Source organism: Tianweitania sp., from assembly GCF_032053605.1.
GTDB lineage: Bacteria > Pseudomonadota > Alphaproteobacteria > Rhizobiales > Rhizobiaceae > Tianweitania.
In genome coordinates, this window is record NZ_DAMBUH010000009.1 from 32,241 (window position 1) to 50,810 (window position 18,570).

At 61.4% G+C, this 18,570-nt stretch carries 17 protein-coding genes; 3 read left to right on the forward strand and 14 right to left on the reverse strand.

Features of this window, described 5'->3' with window-relative positions; translation table 11 throughout:
• Nucleotides 1-29: 29 nt before the first annotated feature.
• The 14 genes from metK to RTX98_RS04140 form a co-directional block, all read right to left on the reverse strand.
• On the reverse strand, nucleotides 30-1,220 hold the full coding sequence (metK, locus tag RTX98_RS04075) for a methionine adenosyltransferase (RefSeq protein ID WP_312794782.1): 1,191 nt from the start codon (nucleotides 1,218-1,220) through the stop codon (nucleotides 30-32).
• A gap of 56 nt (nucleotides 1,221-1,276) precedes the next feature.
• Nucleotides 1,277-2,194, reverse strand: coding sequence for a glycyl-radical enzyme activating protein (locus RTX98_RS04080; protein ID WP_312794783.1), 918 nt, complete (start codon nucleotides 2,192-2,194; stop codon nucleotides 1,277-1,279).
• Between the two features lie 53 nt (nucleotides 2,195-2,247).
• The gene (locus RTX98_RS04085; RefSeq protein ID WP_312794785.1) at nucleotides 2,248-2,550 is read right to left on the reverse strand and encodes a BMC domain-containing protein; all 303 of its coding nucleotides are present in this window, start codon (nucleotides 2,548-2,550) and stop codon (nucleotides 2,248-2,250) included.
• Nucleotides 2,551-2,600: 50 nt separating this feature from the next.
• Entirely contained in the window at nucleotides 2,601-4,268 is a 1,668-nt protein-coding gene (locus RTX98_RS04090; RefSeq protein ID WP_312794786.1) for an aldehyde dehydrogenase EutE, read from the reverse strand.
• Nucleotides 4,265-4,804, reverse strand: a complete 540-nt coding sequence (locus RTX98_RS04095) for a heme-binding protein (RefSeq protein ID WP_312794787.1) — start codon at nucleotides 4,802-4,804, stop codon at nucleotides 4,265-4,267. The genes RTX98_RS04090 and RTX98_RS04095 overlap by 4 nt, the downstream gene beginning before the upstream one ends.
• A gap of 2 nt (nucleotides 4,805-4,806) precedes the next feature.
• Complete coding sequence (locus tag RTX98_RS04100; RefSeq protein WP_312794788.1) at nucleotides 4,807-5,088, reverse strand: EutN/CcmL family microcompartment protein; 282 nt, start codon at nucleotides 5,086-5,088, stop codon at nucleotides 4,807-4,809.
• A gap of 4 nt (nucleotides 5,089-5,092) precedes the next feature.
• Nucleotides 5,093-5,848 carry a hypothetical protein gene (locus tag RTX98_RS04105; protein ID WP_312794789.1) on the reverse strand — a complete coding sequence of 252 codons (756 nt, stop codon included), beginning with the start codon at nucleotides 5,846-5,848 and terminating at the stop codon, nucleotides 5,093-5,095.
• Nucleotides 5,845-6,684 carry an ethanolamine utilization protein EutJ gene (gene eutJ, locus RTX98_RS04110; RefSeq protein WP_312794790.1) on the reverse strand — a complete coding sequence of 280 codons (840 nt, stop codon included), beginning with the start codon at nucleotides 6,682-6,684 and terminating at the stop codon, nucleotides 5,845-5,847. The genes RTX98_RS04105 and eutJ overlap by 4 nt, the downstream gene beginning before the upstream one ends.
• A 16-nt stretch (nucleotides 6,685-6,700) precedes the next feature.
• A complete protein-coding gene (locus RTX98_RS04115) occupies nucleotides 6,701-7,381 on the reverse strand; it encodes a phosphate propanoyltransferase (protein ID WP_312794791.1) in 681 nt (226 codons plus the stop codon).
• Nucleotides 7,382-7,484: 103 nt separating this feature from the next.
• Entirely contained in the window at nucleotides 7,485-8,048 is a 564-nt protein-coding gene (locus RTX98_RS04120; protein ID WP_312794792.1) for a BMC domain-containing protein, read from the reverse strand.
• Between the two features lie 14 nt (nucleotides 8,049-8,062).
• Complete coding sequence (gene pduB, locus RTX98_RS04125) at nucleotides 8,063-8,899, reverse strand: propanediol utilization microcompartment protein PduB (RefSeq protein ID WP_312794793.1); 837 nt, start codon at nucleotides 8,897-8,899, stop codon at nucleotides 8,063-8,065.
• A 46-nt stretch (nucleotides 8,900-8,945) separates the two neighbouring features.
• Nucleotides 8,946-9,233: a propanediol utilization microcompartment protein PduA gene (pduA, locus tag RTX98_RS04130; RefSeq protein WP_189502957.1), complete on the reverse strand. Its 288-nt coding sequence runs from the start codon at nucleotides 9,231-9,233 to the stop codon at nucleotides 8,946-8,948.
• 86 nt (nucleotides 9,234-9,319) lie between these two features.
• Entirely contained in the window at nucleotides 9,320-10,459 is a 1,140-nt protein-coding gene (locus tag RTX98_RS04135; RefSeq protein WP_312794796.1) for a 1-propanol dehydrogenase PduQ, read from the reverse strand.
• 103 nt (nucleotides 10,460-10,562) lie between these two features.
• A complete protein-coding gene (locus RTX98_RS04140) occupies nucleotides 10,563-13,097 on the reverse strand; it encodes a glycyl radical protein (protein ID WP_312794797.1) in 2,535 nt (844 codons plus the stop codon).
• An 844-nt stretch (nucleotides 13,098-13,941) separates the two neighbouring features.
• On the opposite strand from RTX98_RS04140, the gene RTX98_RS04145 reads away from it, so the two are divergent.
• The 3 genes from RTX98_RS04145 to RTX98_RS04155 all read left to right on the forward strand — a co-directional run bounded on the left by RTX98_RS04145 (nucleotide 13,942) and on the right by RTX98_RS04155 (nucleotide 18,516).
• Nucleotides 13,942-14,853, forward strand: a complete 912-nt coding sequence (locus RTX98_RS04145) for a permease (RefSeq protein ID WP_312794798.1) — start codon at nucleotides 13,942-13,944, stop codon at nucleotides 14,851-14,853.
• Between the two features lie 90 nt (nucleotides 14,854-14,943).
• On the forward strand, nucleotides 14,944-16,143 hold the full coding sequence (locus RTX98_RS04150) for an acetate kinase (protein WP_312794800.1): 1,200 nt from the start codon (nucleotides 14,944-14,946) through the stop codon (nucleotides 16,141-16,143).
• A gap of 156 nt (nucleotides 16,144-16,299) precedes the next feature.
• Nucleotides 16,300-18,516 (forward strand): EAL domain-containing protein, encoded by a 2,217-nt coding sequence (locus tag RTX98_RS04155; protein WP_312794802.1) that lies wholly within the window; start codon nucleotides 16,300-16,302, stop codon nucleotides 18,514-18,516.
• Nucleotides 18,517-18,570: the final 54 nt, after the last annotated feature.

The window sequence follows — 18,570 nt, forward strand, 5'->3', positions numbered from 1 at the left end:
CGCTGCCTCGTCAGGAACGCTGTAGGCCTTTACTGCAAGGAGTTCGGGGAAAAGCGCTCGTTCGAGGATGGTACTCCGCAGAGCTTCCTCAGTTTCTCCGCTCGATCCGTTCGTTCCCATGGCCACACCTCAGTCATTCGTCCGAAGTGACCATACGAGGCGGTTTTCTCGAAAATGGGACGACGCAGCTGAAGCGCTTCGATCATCCCTGACACGCTGAGTGGGAAAACTTCGCGTATCACTTCCGCAAGTGAGCCCGTATCGACCTTCGAATTACCCTCGAGCGATACACCAACCATTTCAGGGGTTTTCTGACCTATCGCAAACGCGAGCGAAATTTCGCACTTTTTTGCCAGCCCGGCCGCCACGACATTCCTGGCGATATAGCGCGCCATGTAAGCGCCGGTTCGGTCGACTTTCGTGGCGTCCTTGCCCGAAAATGCGCCGCCACCATGACGGCCAATCCCGCCATAAGTGTCGACTATGATCTTGCGCCCAGTCAGCCCTGTATCGGCAGCAGGCCCGCCTTTCACGAAACGGCCGGTCGGATTGATAAGGATGCGCGTGTCGCGGCGCAGCCACTGCCCCATCACAGGAGCGATGACCTCGGTGATCACGCCGCGCAGAAGGTCTTCCTGCGAAACGTCATCCTTGTGTTGGGTGGAAACAACGAGCCCGATCAGCCGCTCCGGTCTGCCTTCGGCATCATGCGCGAAGGTCGCCTGCGCCTTCCCGTCAGGCCGCAACCAAGGCAGCAAGCCGCTCTTGCGCGTTTCGGCCAGCCGCTCCGTGAGCCGATGCGCATAGTGGATGGCCACCGGCATATAGCTTTCGGTTTCGTCGGTGGCGTAGCCATAGAAGATGCCTTGGTCGCCGGCGCCGAAATCGTCGTCATGAACAACACCTCGCGCAATGTCGGGCGATTGCTCGTGCAGATCGGTCAGGATGAAGCAACCATTGGCATCGAAGCCGAGATTGGGATCTGTGTAGCCGATGCGCCGGATGACGTCGCGGACGATGCCAATCACATCCACCTTGGCGGCCGACGTGATCTCGCCTGCGACATGAACCACATTGCCGGACACCATGACCTCGGCCGCAACCCGCGCCATCGGGTCCTGTGTCAGGTGCGCATCGAGGATTGCATCCGATATCTGGTCGCAAACCTTGTCCGGGTGGCCTTCCGTCACCGATTCGGACGTCGTGTATCGTGCGACCATGGTCGCCTCCTGTATTCCGTCGAGGGCTCCCCTGCCCTCGACCTCCATATTTCCCGTCAGCCGCCGATAACGCAGTTGAAGCCCAGGCCTTCGACCACCGCCTTGAACGGCGCCATGTCTTCCGGCGTCAAGTTCGGCGCATCGCACATCGGATAAGGCCGTCCGAGCAGCTCGTACTTGTTCTCGCCATAGGTGTGGTAGGGCAGCAAATGCACAGTATTCACGCCCGGCATGAGTTTGGCAAAATTGCCAATGGCCGAGATCGCCTGGACCGTGTTGTTGACGCCCGGCACCACTGGAATGCGAACGACGACATGGGTCAGCGCAGCGATGCACAGCGCGTTCTCCAAAATGATCCGGTTGTCGATGCCGGTGGCAGCCTGGTGAACCGCCGGGTCGATCGACTTGAGGTCCATCAGCACATGATCCACATGCGGGATCACATCGCGCACGATCTCACGCGTGGTGCAGCCCGTAGTTTCCATGGCCGTGTTCCAGCCCTGCTCATGGCAGGCCATCAACAGCTGCTTGGCAAAGGCGTGCTGGAACAGCGGTTCGCCGCCCGAAAGCGTGATGCCACCACCCGAGCGGCGATAATGATGGGCATCCTTGCGCAACTCCTGCATGACCTCGGCCACGCTCATCCGCTTGCCCACGCGCTTCAGCGCCTCGGTTGGGCAGACCTTCGTGCACTCACCGCACTTGATGCACTTCTTGCGATCCACAAAGCCGGGATTCTCGTAGGCCAGCGCGTTGGTGGGGCAAACGGGGATGCACTGGCCGCACTTGATGCAGGCCGAAGGACGGAAGAACAGTTCCGGTTCTGGGTTCTGCGATTCCGGGTTCGAGCACCAAAGGCAGCGCAACGGGCAGCCCTTAAGGAAAACGATGGTGCGAACGCCGGGGCCGTCATGGATGGAATAGCGCTGGATGTCGAAGACAGTGCCTTCCTTCTCATAGTCGATCGTGTTCATGGAATAATGCCTTTACTTGCTGGCGGGCGCCTAGAGGCGCCTCCGCTCGCTACCTAGAATGCGGCCTTCTGGACGCTCTCGATGGTTTCCATCGCCAATTTCACGGAAGAGGTCTCACCAAGCAGCGCCAGCGAGGTGACGTGCTGCGGACAGGTGCCGTAGATCTCGACCGCGAAGACATCGGCGGCCTTCAGCGCCATGTCCGAAAAGTAGAAGAGATCAGCCACGGACACCTGCATCAAACCGATGGCATCCACCCGGTTGGCCTGAACCCAGGCGCGACCATGTGGCGGCATGCGACGCTGCAACATCTGCAAGGCGTCGGGATGCGGGGCGTTGATGATACGGTGCGACATAACTGATCTCCTCGATTACGCTTGTTCGGAGCTTCAAGCTCTTGTCCGCATCAGCGGACGTTGAGAGCCTCGGCCATCACGCATTTGCGACGGCGAGCGAACGACTTCGGCGAGGTGAGGCCTTCGCCGGTCGGACCGGCGATGGTGAAGGTCGTGTAGCCTTCACCGCCAACGCCGATGCCGGCATAGGACGGGCCGTTCTTCACGAAGATCGTGGTCTGGATCAGCTTCGCCATCTTCGTCATCTTGCGGACGTTGGTGGAGTGGATCATCGCGGTGTGGCGATTGCCGTTCTCCAGCTCGACCGCAAGATCGATCGCCTGATCGACGTGATCCGCCCGCACCAGCGGCAGGATCGGCATCATCAGCTCTTCGCGAACGAACAGGTGTTCCTTCGGCAGTTCGATGAGGATTACGCGGATCTCGGGTCCAACCGTGATGCCCACCTTGTCGAGCAGGTACACGGCGCTCTTGCCGACGCAATTGGTCTGCGGCCCACCCTTCGGCGTCAGCACCAGTTCTTCCAGTTTCTTGATGACGGCCGGATCCTTGACGAGGTAGGCGCCGTTCTTCTGCATCTGCGAGATCAGGAAGTCGGCGATCTCCTTGACGGCGATCACTTCCTTTTCGGCGATGCAGGGCAGGTTGTTGTCGAACGAACAGCCATTGACGATGTCCTTGGCTGCCTTTTCGATGTCGGCTGTCTCATCCACCACAACCGGAGGATTGCCAGCGCCCGCGCCGATCGCCTTCTTGCCGGTGGACAGCACAGTCTTGACGATCGACGGGCCGCCGGTTGCCACCAGCATGCGCACCTTCGGATGCGTCATCATCGCATTGGTGTTGTCGATCGAAGGTGCCTGCACGGTGACAACCAGGTTCGCCGGCGCGCCGAGTGTCGCAAGCTTGCGGTTGATCATCTTGACGGCGAGCAAGGACACGACCTTGGCGCGGGGATGCGGGCTAAACACGGCCGAATTGCCGGCGGCCAGCATGCCGATCGAATTGCAGATGATCGTTTCGGTCGGGTTGGTGGTTGGCGTAATGGCGCCGATCACGCCGAAGGCCGAATATTCCACCAGCGTCAGCCCATCATCGCCGCTCACGGCTTCGGTCTTCAGGTCTTCGATGCCAGGCGTCTTCTGCGCTGCCAGCCGGTTCTTGATGATCTTGTCGCCGACATTGCCCATGCCAGTGTGCTCGACCGTCATCCGGGAGATGCGCTCCAGGAACGCTTCATCGACGAAGACTTCCCGGATACCGTCCACAAAGCTCTTGCGCGCCTGCATCGTGCAGAACAGATATTGGCGCTGCGCCTCGGCTGCGGCCTCGACGGCCTCGTCCATGGTAGCGAACACGCCATCGCCCAGCGTCACGGCTTCTTCATCGGAGATGGAAAAGGACACCAGTCCATCCGAAGGCTCGCAACCGGTGCAACCCGTGCAATCGGTGCCGCCCGTCGGGCAATGATCGCTGAAAGGTGCGGTTGCGAGGTTTTCCGCCGCTGGAGCCACCTTCGTGCCGGCCATTTCGGCCATGATGCGAGCAACGGTCTCATCGATCGAAGAGGACGCCGTGGGGCTGGCTGGCGCAGGCGCAGGAGCGCGGGCGGGGGCGATGGGAGCAGCGGTTGGCGCCGGGACGATGGCCTGAACGGGGGCTCCCGAGAAGCCAGCGAGGACGCGGCTGACGGCGTCGTTGATGTCTGTGTCGTTCATGATTGTGTTCCTTCCTCGGGGACCGTTCCCCTTGCTTCGGAAAATGCGTTGAGCGCCTGGCGAGCGATGATCATGTCCTCGTCCACCGTGCCGCCACTGATGCCGATGGCGCCGATCACGGTGCCACGGGCGCGGCAGGGTATGCCCCCGCCGAAAAGAACCGGCCTGCAGCCATCCTGGCTGCCGCCGACATGGCCCACACCGAACAACATGCCGCCGGGTTGCGCCTTGCGTCCGAGTTCGTCCGAACCCATGCGATAAGCCGCTGCCGTCCAAGCCTTGGCTGGTGCCAGCTGCGCGCTCGCAGGCAGGCTGCCTTCCATGCGGTGGAAGAGGATTTGTCCGCCCCCCGCATCGACAACCGCGATGCACACCGGGATGCCCATGACCTTGGCGTAAACTTGGGCGCCGGCAGCCAGGATCTGGGCATCGGCAAGCGTCAAGCTGCGAGGTGTAGGGTCGGACTGGCACTCGCGCTTGCCGAGTTCGTCGCTGAGAACCGCCGCGATCCGATCCTTGTCGGGCAGGCTGATCATGATCAGACCTCCACCTGCCCATCGGTTTCGACCGTATCGACGATACCGACGATGCTGGCATCCACCACCGAATTCTGCAGCGTGCCGGCGCGACGACCCGCGCTGCCTGTGGTGACGATGACGATCTCGCCCTTGCCGGCACCCACCGTATCAACGGCGATGTCGGTTTTACCCTCGACCTCCAGCCGCTCGTTCAAACGCGCGACGATCAAGAGCTTGGAGCCCGAAAGGCTGCTATCCTTGGTGGTCGCGACCACCCGTCCGATGACCTTGCCCAGATACATGGCTCTATCTTTCTCTAACGAGCCGGATGTCCCGGGCTCGCAGCTCTTCTGCCGCGGCCGGGGTCACGAGAACGCCCTGCCCCAGATGCAGTTCGGCACTGTCGAGGCCGCGCGCTTCGCGCAGGCCGAACACGCCGGTTTCCTGAATGGTGGTCGCGACCGTTGCCTTCGGCGCAGCATCATTTTGCTTATTTGTCCCCTCGACCGCCGCAGCCAGCCGTGCGGCCCAAGGCAGTTCGACGCCATAATCCGCAAGTGCCTGCAGGTGGCGGCTCATCGTCTGTCGATAAACCGGGGTCGGCAGCAGGCCGCGGTCGCGGCGGTCACGGCTGCCCGGGCAAACCCCGTCGCGGGCGGCGAGGATGCGGCTGCCGCGTTCGATCGCGCCTTGCATCAGCGCCGAAATCGGATCGTCGGCGATGCCGAGTGCTACCTTGGCGGCCAGTGTGATGCTCAGCGCCGGCACCAGAACCATGGCGTTGCGCGCAAGCACATCGCCGATCGCTCCTTCGGCACCCTTGGCGTTCAACTCTGCAAGCCGGTCATTGCCGAGCCACAGCGCTTCCGGTGCGCGCATCGCTTCAAAGGACCAGCCCCCTGCCCGCAATTGGCGTAGCTGACCAAGTGCTGCATCGAGCCCAATATCCGTGCCGGAAAACAGCAACAGGGCCGAGCGCGTCTTTGCGTTCATCCGCTCGATGATGCGGTCGGAAAGAAGATCGATAAGGATCCGATCGAGCATGCTGTCGATGTCGGTCATTGCTGCCCCCCGGTCTCGAACAGGGCAATGCCGAGCGGCGTGACCAGCAGCGGCTCTACCGGCTTGATGACGCGACGGCCGGTGTGCTGGGCCATGACCGCTTCGAATTCCGTGAACGAACAAGCGCCGCCAACCACATGGATCACGTCCACATCGGGGTAGTTGGCCAGGAAGCGGGCCACGATCGTCGACATCTTGTCGACCACTGGCCGCACCAGCTGGAACACGTCGCGTTCGTTCTTGGGATCGAGCTTTTCGGTTTCGGCGTCTTCGAACAGAAGCTTCTTTGCGCCAGCTAGCACCAGGGTCATGTGCGTGCCGCCGGTGGCTTCATCGAAAACGGCGACCACTTCGCCATTCTTCAGCACCGAGATCCCGGTCGTGCCACCGCCGACATCGACCACCGCGCCATCCTTGACGCCGAGCAGCCTTGCCGCGGCGGTGGGCTCGTCGACGATCTGCATCAGCTGGAAGTCGGCGGCTTCAACGACATTGCCGATCGCCTTTGCAGCGCCGGGATGAATGCCCGGCGGGATGGCGGTGGCTGCCTGTTGCAGCTTCTGACCAAGGCGATCTTCCAGATCGGCCTTCATCTTGCGCACGGCATGGATCGCGCCAACATAATCGACCACGATCCCGTCTCGCACCACCGTGGACCGATAGGTCGCCCCGGCGACCGGGTTGTTTTCGCTATCCACGACCGCGAGCACGAGATTGGCCGTGCCCAGGTCGACGCCCACCTTCAGCGGGCCGGACGCCCGGTCGGACGCTGGCACGATCGTGCCTTTGCGGACCAGTCTACCGAAAGCCTGAAGTTTTTTGTCGACGGTGGACATGGCTCATTCTTTCCCGTCAGACCTTGCGGATCCGCACGAGCACGTTGTTCTTCAGCCCGAAGGCGTTGGCTTCCTCGACGTCGATATGCATTTCGGGGATCGAGGCTTCAGCCGCACGGATCGTCACGTGGTTCATCACGCCGCCGCGTACGCCGTCGATCACGACATCGACTTCATCGCCGTTCTTCAGGCCAAGTCGCTCGGCTTCGGAAGGCAGCATGTGGATGTGGCGCAGCGCGACGATCACGCCGCTTTCCTTCTTCACCGTGCCGTAGGGGCCGACCAGTTCAACGCCCGCGCTCTGCTCCAGCTTGCCGGACATGCGCATCGGCGGCTTGATGCCGAGGGTGAAGCCATCGGCGATCGAGATCTCGATCTGGGTTTCCTTGCGCAGCGGCCCGAGCACGCGAACCTTCGCGATCTGGCCCTTGGGCCCACGCAGAACCAACGTTTCTTCGGCGGCATACTGACCCGGCTGCTTCAGGGCGCCCATGCGGGTCAGGTTGGAGCCCGGGCCGAACAGCGCATCCATGTCGGAGCGCGAAAGATGAATGTGGCGGTTTGAAACACCGATCGGCACCAGCCAGGGATCGTTGTTCGACGTGTCGCTCTTCGGAGCAGCTTCCGCAGCCGCTTTCAGGCCCTGCGCCAGCAGTCTGGCGACGATTTCATCGAGCACCGAGCGCGTGATTTCCATTTGTTTTCGTCCTGCTCATTCCTGCCCGCTTCAAGCAACCGGGCGTCTTTAGAGGCCTGCAGGCGGGCGATTTTGCTCTCCGCCGCCGGCTGGCGTTGTGCGCTTAGCGTCTGCGTTGATGTTTATCAGGCCGCGACGGTGACCGGCCTTGCGACAGATCAATCGACGGCGAAACATCGGTTGCCGACGGTGGATTTCCGAACGCCGTCGGCTCTGCGAAGGTGGGTTCGATCACCGGTTCAGTCCGAGTTTCAGGCGCGGATGGGGTGTCGGACGCGGCCGTTTCGGAAACTTCCGGCGCCGGTATCGGCTGGATGGAAGGCTCTTCCTGCTCAATGGCCGCGACAGGTTCCGGGCTTTTCGCAATTTGGCGTCTGGTTCCCACCGTTTCGCGGCTGTCCACGATCTTCGTGAGGTCCAGAGCGGGTCGTGCGATGACCCGGGTCGCCACAACGGTGCCGACGCGGCCCGCTTCAGCTGCCGCGGCCGAAATGGCAGCCTGGACGGCTCCCACATCGCCGCGAAGCTTGACGACCGCCATGCCGTCGCCCTTGCTCAGTTCGTAGCCGACAAGCGTGACATTGGCCGATTTCACCGCGGCGTCGGCGGCAGCAACAGCCGCTGCCAGGCCGATGGTCTCGATCAATCCAAGACTTTCCTGCGACATGACGGTCTCCTTTTTCAGATGTACGGCTTGGTCGCGGATGCGACCGGAGCCGGGTCGAGCGTGCCAAGCACCTGCTTGCCCACGTCGCGTGCAGCACGGATCGCCTGGCGAACGGCGCCGGAGTCACCCGAGAACATGAAGATCGCTTCGTTCGAGTAGCTCGTGCCGCCATTGCCAGGGGTCGCGTAGGCCACAGGCACCACGGTTGCGGCCTTGGTGGCGGTGTCTGCCATCAGGACGCCGATTGCGGCGGGGCAGCCGACGGTGATGCCGAAGGCCTGGCCGATCGGGGCACCGAACGCCTTGTTCAGCGCGAAGGAGGCGCGGGCGGTGTACTGGAATTCCAGATGGCCGGCCGGCGTGCCGTAAACGTCGCCGAAGGTGCGATCGAGTTCCGACAGCGTGACTTCAACGGCGCGGCGGGCGTCCGATACGTCTTCCGCACCGAACACGATCAAGCTGCCATGACCGCCGCCGCCTTCCGTGTCGCGCGGCAGTTCGATGAGAACCACTTCGCTGTTGGTGGCCTTCACGGCTTCATCGGCTGCAAAGATCTGCGGGCCGGCGCCGGTGCGTCCGCCGACGATGCCGATCGACCGATACTTCTTGTCGATCTTCATCTGCTCGTGCAGCAGCGGGTCCACATTCGCGATCACCAGGCCGACGGTGTGGCCGTTTGCGGTGCCGACAAACTCGGTGAGGTTGCAGGCCTTGGGGGCCGTCGCGGGAGCCGCTCTTGGAGCGGCCGGTTTCTCAGCGGCGGGGGCTGGCGCGGCGGACGGGGAGCTTTCGCTCCCGCCCATCTTGCGGATCACCTCGTCCATGAGTTGTTCGACAAGATCGTTTTTCATTGCCGATTCTCCTAATTGCGTTCAGGGTTCAGACGTCAGCCTTTGTTCAGGCCGATGCCTTCTGTTCCGGCAGGATCTTCTCGACTTCCATGTGCGGGCGAGGAATGACGTGGACGGACACGACCGTGCCGACCTTTTCGGCAGCCACGGCACCGGCGTCCGTTGCGGCCTTGACCGCGCCGACGTCACCACGAACGATCACGGTGACCAGGCCCGAGCCGATCTTTTCGTAGCCGATGAGGGCGACGTTGGCAGACTTCACCATTGCGTCGGCAGCTTCGATTGCAGCAACCAGACCTTTGGTTTCGACCATTCCGAGTGCTTCTTGTTGCATGATTTTAGTCCTTGCTTTCAATGTTAAGTTGTTGATGTGATTGACCGTCTTTGGAAGATGCCTTGGCGAGCATCCTTCCTTCGGTCTTAGCCCCCGGCCCGTTCGAGGAGCAGTTTCAGCTCCGCATGTGTGGGCCGGCGTGGGTTTCCTGTGGTGCAGGCATCTGCCAAGGCAGCTGTGGCAATGTCGGGGATAGCCCGACGATAATCCTCGTGATCCATGCCGAGGCCGCGAAGCGTCGGCGCGATTGAGAAGCGGGTGTTCAGGCCCTGGATCGTTCGGATCAGCGCGATGACGCCGGCCCGTGGGCTGGGAACATCGAGGCCGATCCTCACTGCGATGCGGGCGTAGCGGTTCAGCGTTTCGCGGCACGCCGGCGCGTCGTCTTCGAGGCCGGCATTCCAGGCGATGACATAGGGCATCAGCACCGCGTTGATGCGGCCGTGAACCAGATGCATGCGCGCGCCGATGGCATGTGCCAGACCGTGGTTGATGCCCAAACCCGCATCGGAGAAGGCGAGGCCTGCCAGGCAGGATGCCTGATGCATCGCATCGCGGGCCGCCATGTCGTTGCCGTCGGCATAGGCCTTCGGCAGGTTGGCGAAGGCGAGTTCGAGCGCCTTTTCGGCGAACGCATCGGTAAAGTTCGATGCGCCCACTGCCACCACGGCTTCGATCGCGTGGGTGATGACATCCATGCCGGTGTCGGCCGTCACCTTGGCGGGAGCGGTGCGGACGAATTCAGGATCGAGGATCGCCACGTCCGGGATCATGTCCCGCGAAATCAGCGGGAATTTCCGGCCGTTGTCCGGGTCCGAGATCACGGCGAAAGCCGTGACTTCGGAGCCTGTTCCGCTGGTGGTCGGGATGGCCACGAAATGGATGGTGCGTGACGGATCCTGCGCCCTGACCACGGCAACGATCGCCTTGGCCGCATCGATGGGCGAGCCCCCACCCAGTGCCACCACCACATCTGGGCCGAACGCGGCAAAGATGCCGGCGCCCTTGGTGACCGTGGCAATCGGGGGTTCGGGAATGGCCTCGTCGAAGACCTTGATCTCGCAACCGTCGAGATGAGCAAGCACGCGGTCCAGCGGGCCGGATTTTGCCATGAACGCGTCGGTCACGATCCCGACCTTCTGGCCGCGATAGGCCTGCAGCCGATCGAGCAGCCCTTCGCCGAACACGATCTCGGTCCGGGGGGAAAAGCTTTTGAAGGTTGGCATCGGATTACCTGTTTTCGTCAGTGTTGGTGGAAGGTCGCGGGCCAGGCTTCATGTCGGCCCGCGCTTTTTCCTTTGACCGGTCCTCGCAGAACCGGTCCTTGCATCAGCCGAAGGATTGTTCCGTGCGGCTGATGATGTCGTCCTGCACTTCCTTGGCGAGCACCACGAACTGTGCGGAGTAACCGGCCACGCGGACCACCAGATCGCGGTGCGCTTCGGGATCGGCCTGCGCTGCCAGCAGCGTCTTTCGGTCGATCACGTTGAACTGCACGTGCATGCCCTTCTGGTCGAAGTAGGAGCGGACGAGCGAAGCGAAATTTCGCAGGCCGATGTCACCCGCAAGCGCGGAAGGCAGGAACTTCTGGTTGTAGAGCGTGCCGTTCGAGGCGATGAAGTGGTCGAGCTTGGCCACCGAGTTCGCCGCAGCCGTCGGACCGAGCCGGTCCTTGCCCTGGCGGGGTGACACACCATCGGCAAGCGGTGCCTTGGCCGGCCGACCGTCAGGCAGAGCGCCGACATCCTTGCCGAACAACACGTTGGCCGAGACCGGGTAGATACCGGCCTGGAACTGGCCGCCACGCGGATTGGTGTATTTCTCGACTTCCTTGCAATAAACCTGAGCGCAGTGACGGGCGATCAGATCCACATCGTCATTGTCGTTGCCGAAGGCTTCGGCCGAGTCGAGCAGGCGGCGGACGCCCTCATATTTCGACGAACCGGCAGGCACCGTCTGCGTTGCAAGCGTGCGATAGACCTCATCCTTCAGCGTTGCCACGTCGACTGACTTGTTGGATGCCAGCACATTGCGCACGGCTTCCTGGATTTGGCCTTCCGTCAACTCGCCACCGGCGGTGGTCGGCTTGCCACCGAGTGCCAGGCCGAAGTTTGCGTCGAGCGCTTCCTTCAGTTCGGCCATCGTCATCTTCTTGTCGTCGAAGACGAACTTCTTCATGGCGTAGACGGAGTCACCGGTATCGGCGACACCGAAGGCTTGCGGGCCGGTGAAGTTGTAGATCGCTCCACCTTCCGCAACCGACTTGCCGCGACCCATGCAGTCTTCGACCATGGGCGACAGGAAGGGCAGCGGAGCGCGTTCCGCATGGGCGAGGTCGACGCAGTTGTCGGCTTCGGCCAGATGCTTCACGAAGAAGGCCATCTGCTTGTTGAAGGCGTCGTAGAAGTCGTCGATCGACGTCCAACTCTTGGCGTCCCCCGTGATCGGGCCGAGCTGCAAGTCGCCGACCTTGCCGTTGTTCAGCGTGATCTCGAGCACCTTGGCGACGTTGAAGAACGCGGCATCGTGCCAGCCTTCCGTCTTATGGATCGCCTGCGGCTCGACGCAGCCGACGATGCCGTAATCGCGGGCATCGGCCAGCGAAACGCCGCGGTTCTGAAGCGACGGGATGATCACCTCGTCATTGTAGACGGCGGGAACACCGAGGCCGAGACGTACCACTTCGGCAGCGCGATGCAGGAACTCGTCGGGCGTGCCCTGCCATACGCGGATCGAGAAGGATGGGGCCGGCAGTTTGCAATGCGCGGTCGCTTCCATGCACATATAAGACACGTCGTTGGTGGCATCGCGACCGTCAGGCGTTTGACCGCCGACGCACAGGTTCTGGAACACCGCGTAACCGGCGAAAGCCTGAGCGGAAACTTCGTCGCGTGTCTTGTTGACGTCGTTCAGCTTGATCCAGATGCAGTCGACCAGTTCCTGCGCGAACTCGCGGCTGATGGACGTGTCGGCCTTCAGGAAGGGATACATGTACTGGTCGAAACGGCCGGGCGAGATCGAGTGGCCGCTGGATTCGATCTGCAGCATGCACTGCACGAACCACATCGTCTGGCAGGCTTCCCAGAAGTTCGAAGCCGGATATTCCGGAACCCTCGTGCAATTCTTGGCGATCTGCTCGAGTTCAGCCTTGCGGGTCGGGTTGCTTTCGGCCTTTGCCAGCTCCGCAGCCTTTGCAGCATAGCGGTGGGCGAAATCGATGGCAGCCTTATAGGAAATGACGACGGCGTTATAGAACTGCTGCTTCTTGATATAGGACGGGTCCATCAGATCGAGCATTTCGATATGCTTGATCGCTTCGGCGATGATGCCGCGGAAGCCGACATTCAGGATCTTGCCGTAGTCGACGCAGACATGGCCGACGCCGCCATAGAAGTAATTGCCGACCGTGAACACGCCGTTGGCGATGCAGTCCTTGGTCTTCTGCGACATGTAGGACGAAGCGAGATCGCTGGTTGTGCGGCCCGGCCAATATTTGAAGGCTTCGCGCAGCTCATTGGCCGTCTGTGTCGGGATTTCGAACGGATCGGCGAGACGTGTTGCCATCGTCTCGAATTCCTTTTCGACCCAGTCGAACGAGAATTCGGGGCAGATTTCCGTGGAACGCGGGTTCTTGGTGATTGCGCCGACGATGAGTTCGTCTTCGCGGATGGTCACCGGCAGCTCGTTGAAGAGCTTCTGAACGACCCGTGCACGGCGCAGGATCGGAGGCAGGCCTTCGGTGGCCTTGTAAGCGTCGGTCGCGAGCACCGCACGCTCCGATTCTACATAGGGTCGTGCCTCGATGATCTGCTTCTTCAACCGCTTGACGCGGTCGGTTGGTTGAGAAAATCCTTTTTCGATCATTACGACCTCCAGTGTGGTGAACGTCCCGAGCCCTCGTGGCGGGGAGCGTGTTGATCAGTTGAGGATGTCAGGAGCGACGCGATGCAGGATGGTTCGCATCGGAAGGATGCCTAGGCCCGAGGCTCGTAGGCATCGTGTTGTCGCTGGAATTCGCCATGGTTTTCACCGTCCGGCGCAGTCGTCTTTAGGCCGCGTCTTGTGAGGAAAAGGTAGGCCCCGGCACCTCAAAGGGTCAACGCGACGGCCTTGACCAGCACGGGTAAAGACTTGACCTGACAGGGAAATCCTCAGAACTCATTCAAATCACTGAGTTTCCAGCGACGTGCTTTGGGAAAAGCCGGACAGGCTTGGGAGCAACTGATTATGACCAGGTGTTTTCTTGTCCTTGCAGAACAAATTCGCACCTGTCCCGGCTGCCTGAAACGACAGGCGCCAAGTGCTAAGTGGACACGACCTGGGCACAACTGCCGCACCTTGCGCGGTGATCATCAGGAGCCGGTGCTGAAATCGTTACTGTTTTCGCAGGGCGGAAGGTTTCGCCGACGCTCGGGCCACAGCGCGACAAGAAACTACCCTTACAGGCCAAAACCATCACGTTGACCGTCGCGACATCGCCTCAGTAATTTTGAGGCCGATCAACACCCCGAATTCGGGATCGACCCCACACATCTTGGCCCTGACGGATGCGTCGGTGGGAGCTTGCCGCTCCCCAGCTGCGAATGTGTGCGTGAACCTGGCTGAGAGTGCCTGATCAGGCCGCAAAACCATGCGACCTCCCGCAACGTCAATAAAGGGACTTCGGCTAAAGCAGAGACGCGGCGGCCGCATATCCCGGGAGACTAACATGACAGCACTCGGGCTCCTCGTCGCCTTTGGCGGCGGGATATTCGGCGCAGCCATCGGCGCGCTGCCGGCTTTTTCCTTTGTGGGCATTCTGACAATGCTCGGCGTCGCCATTCAGCTGGCGGTTGCTCCTGACGCCACCGACTTCTTCGGCGTCCCCTTCGGCGTGTTCGGGCCCCATGTCGGCGGCTTCGCGTCCGGCGTCGCGGCGGCGGCTTACGCAGCCAAGAAAGGCAAGCTCGATACCGGCCGCAACATCGTTACAGCGGGCATGGGATTGAACAGCCCCGACGTGCTGCTGGTCGGCGGCATCTTCGGCGCGATTGGCTACCTGATCTTCTGGCTGCTGACCTTCATCCCGAACTTCTCACCCACGCTCGCCTGGACCGACCTGCCCGGCATGACTGTCGTCATCTCGGCCTTCATCGCCCGCTTCGCGTGGGGCACCTGCGGCCTGTGCGGCAAGGCTGAACCCGGCCAGAAGTTCTTTGCGCCGACCGATGCCACCAGGTGGCTGGCATTCCAGAGCCATCGCGGCCAGTTGCTGATGATCGGCATCGGCGGCGGTCTTCTCGGCGGCTGGCTTGGCGTGACCTACGGCACACCCGGCGTGCTGCTTGCCTTCGGCATTGCCGCCTCGAGCCTCCTCTTCCTCACCCTTGGCGTACTGACCCCCGTGACGCACCACATCATGCTGCCGGCGGCAATCGTCGGCGCCTCCTCGGGCAGCATTCTATGGGCGGCCATCGCCGGGCTCGTCTGCGCCTTTGTCGGCGAATTCTTCGCCCGCCTATTTCTTTGCCACGGCGACACCCACATCGACCCGCCAGCCTGCACCATTGCGCTGATGACGATGGTCTTTAACGGTCTCACCTTCCTCGGCTTCTGGGCACTCGTTCCGCTGCCGGTCTGATCGAGACCCGCTTGATCGAGGTCTCTACGGCGCGGCTATTCCTCCCACCCTGGCCGCGCCGCCATCCGTTTTGTCTAAAGGATTTTCTCCATGATACTGACGATCAACTGCGGCAGTTCGAGCCTGAAATACCAACTCTACAGCGCCGACCTCGCTGAGGTGATCGCGTCCGGTATCATCGCCAAGATCGGCGAAGCCGGCGGCTATGCCGATCACAAGGTCGATGACGGCAAGACCCGCGTCGTCAGAGATATCGCCGATCACCAGGCCGCTTTCACACTGATGATGGAGAACCTCCTTTCACCCGACATCGGCGTCATCACCGAGCCGGCGCAGATCACCGCCATCGGCCACCGCGCCGTGCATGGCGGCTCGACATTCGTTGAATCGGTCATCGTGAATGACCAGGTCATGGAAGGACTACGCGCATGCTCGACCTTTGCGCCGCTGCACAACCCCTGCAACATCGCTGGCATCGAGGAAGCGATGCGCCTCTTTCCAGGAACACCCAACGTGGTGGTGTTCGACACGGCCTTCCATCAGACAGTCCCCCAGCACGCGCATGTCTACGCTCTGCCTTATGAGCTTTGCACCGACCACGGCATCCGCCGCTACGGCTTCCATGGAACGTCCTGTCGCTATGTCAGCCAGGCGGCGGCCGATATCCTCGGACGGCCGATCGAAGCGCTGTCGATGGTCATCTGCCATCTCGGCAACGGCGTCACCATCGACGCTGTGAAAGGCGGCCAGTCCGTGGACACCAGCATCGGCTTTGGCACATTCTGCGGCATGCCAATGGGCACGCGCGCCGGCGACTTCGATCCGGCCATCATCTTCCATCTCGTGAAAACGCTCGGCATGAGCATCGATGAGGTCGAGGCCATCTGCTACAAGAAGAGTGGCCTGCTTGGACTGTCCGGCCTGTCTAACGACATGCGCGAGGTCTGCGAGGCAGCGGCTGCCGGCAACAAGCGGTGCCAGCTGGCGGTCGACGTCTTCGTGTATCAGTTGCGCAAGCAGATCGGCGCATATGTCGCCGCCATGAACGGCCTCGACGCGCTCGTCTTCACCGCAGGCATCGGCGAGAACAGCGCCGAAATCCGGAAGCTCGTTTGCTCCGGCCTGGGTGTACTCGGCGTCGCGATCGACGAAGATCTGAACCAGATTGCCCGCAACGGACATCCCGACATCAGCGCCGCAGATGCCCGTGTCGCCACCCTCGTCATACCGACCGACGAAGAGCGCATGATCGCCACCGATACGCTGCAGCTGACGATGCAAAGGGCTTAAACCCATTTCGCGAACGGTAATGATCTCGCCGGGATCCTGATCTCCAAGGAAATGTCGCTCAAAACATTGGCAGACCGATCACGAACACTAGGGTAGCCCTTAATGAATCGCGTCTAGGCTGCGCGAGAATGGGGTTGGACCTTGGGCATGGCTGGCGTGGCGGAAGTATCTATGGTGCGGCACTTCCTCATCAAAACAGCGCTGCCGATTATCCTGGCGGCGCTTGCTGCCGCCGCTCTGGTCAGTGCCGTTCTGTTTTGGTCGAGCTTTCGTGCCGACCGGATCTCCATTGATCGACAAACCAGCTTGATGCGCCTGGTGATCTCCCAGGCGCAGGAAAGCGTCGCGCATGATCAGGAAAGCGCGACCGTCTGGGATGATGCGATCCGCGGCGTTAAGGAAAACGACCCTGAATGGATGGACGCCAACCTCGGCGCATGGATGCACACCTATTTCGGGCATGACGGCGCTTTTGTTCTCGACCAAGCCGACGTGCCGACCTACGCCTTCATCGATGGCAAGGTGTCTCCTGCAGGTCCCGCCTTTTCGGACATATCCGCTCAGGTTCTTCCTTTGACGGCGCAGTTGCGGCGTGATCTTAAAACCCTCGATGGCGAAAGCATCACCGGCGAACACACGCCAAGCCCCGGCATCACCGATCTCGCGATCGTTCACGGCCACCCCACCATCATCAGCGTCGAACCCGTTGTTTCCGATTCTGGCGAAATCAGGCAGGAGCCGGGCACAGAATACCTGCATGTCGCCTTGCGCTACCTGGACGGCACCTTCCTCGACGATACTCGCGACGAGTACCTGTTCGATGGACTCCGCTTCAGCTGGACTTCCGACACGGCGTCGCATGAAGCAGACGAGCCGTTGATGTCCAAGGCAGGCCAGCCTGTTGGCCATCTCATCTGGTTGCCTTTCCGGCCCGGCTCTGCCGTCATGTCCTTCATGGCGCCTGTGCTGGGGCTGCTCTTTCTCATCACGGCAGCCGTGCTGGCTTTCCTCATCATGCGCCTGCACAAACGCTCGGTGACGCTGCAGGCCAGCGAAGCGGAAGTGCGCCATCTCGCCCTACACGACACTCTGACGGGCGTCGGCAACAGGCTGACCTTCAACAACGGGCTCGATGACCTGCTGCTTGGTCGCGAAAAGACCGACCAGTTGATCGCTGTGCTGTACCTCGACCTTGACCGCTTCAAGCATGTGAACGACACACTGGGTCATCCGACAGGCGATGAGCTGATCCGGCAATTTGCCGAGCGTCTGAACAAGATCATTCGGTCTCGCGATCTGATCGGCCGCGTAGGTGGCGACGAGTTCACCATCGCGCTCACGAATGTGGAAAGCGTCAAGTTCGTGGAAGGTGTTTGCGAGCGCATCATCGACGCAGTCAGCCAACCGTTCAACATCGACGGCAACCACATCAATGTCGGCGTCAGCATCGGCGTTTCGCTCGCGCCGCTTCATGGCTCCACTCGGACCGACCTTCTGCGCAAGGCCGACATCGCCCTGTATCATGCAAAAGGTGGCGGCCGTGGACGCTATGCCATCTTCGGCCAAGCCATGGACGCATTGGTTCAGGAGCGTCGCGCCGTAGAGCATGATCTGCGCATTGCCTTGGAAGGAAACGACGAGATCGTCGTGCTCTTCCAGCCTTTGTATTCCGCCGGCACCCGCCGAATCACCGGGGTCGAAGCGCTTGCCCGCTGGCACCATCCAACCAGGGGCTGGATCACTCCGGATGCTTTCATACCCGTTGCTGAAGATACCGGTCTGGTGGAACAGCTTGGAGATCGTGTTCTGCGCGCTGCCTGTCAGGCCGCCCGCGGCTGGGGCGCGATCAAGCTCGCAGTCAATGTGTCGGTGGTGGAACTTCGTAACCCGCTTTACCCGATGAAAGTGGCCAACATCCTGATGGCAACGGGGCTCAATCCTCACCAGCTCGAATTAGAGGTGACGGAAAGCACCCTGACCGACGAAAACGGGATTTGTGCCGCCAACATCGAGGCCCTTCGCGAACTCGGCGTTCTTATTGCGCTGGATGATTTCGGCACCGGCTTCTCCTCCCTGAGCCGTTTGCAAAGCCTGGCAGTCGATCGCATCAAGGTCGATAAGAGCTTTGTGCAAGGTCTGGGCACGCCCGGCAGCAGCGACGCGGCCATTGTTGAAGCCATCATCAAGCTTGCACAGGCAACCGGCTTGAAAACCACGGCCGAAGGCGTGGAAACCATCGAACAGGAAGAGCACTTGCAACGCGCCGGCTGCGACGACTTGCAAGGCTTCCTGATGTCCAAGCCGGTAAACGAAGTAGAACTATCCAAACTGCTGCAGTCGCAGGACGAACAGAAGCGCGAAAAGGCTTCCTGATCGGGTGCCAGACGCTCATTCACTGAGCATTCTTGGTTGGATTGGCCGACCAGA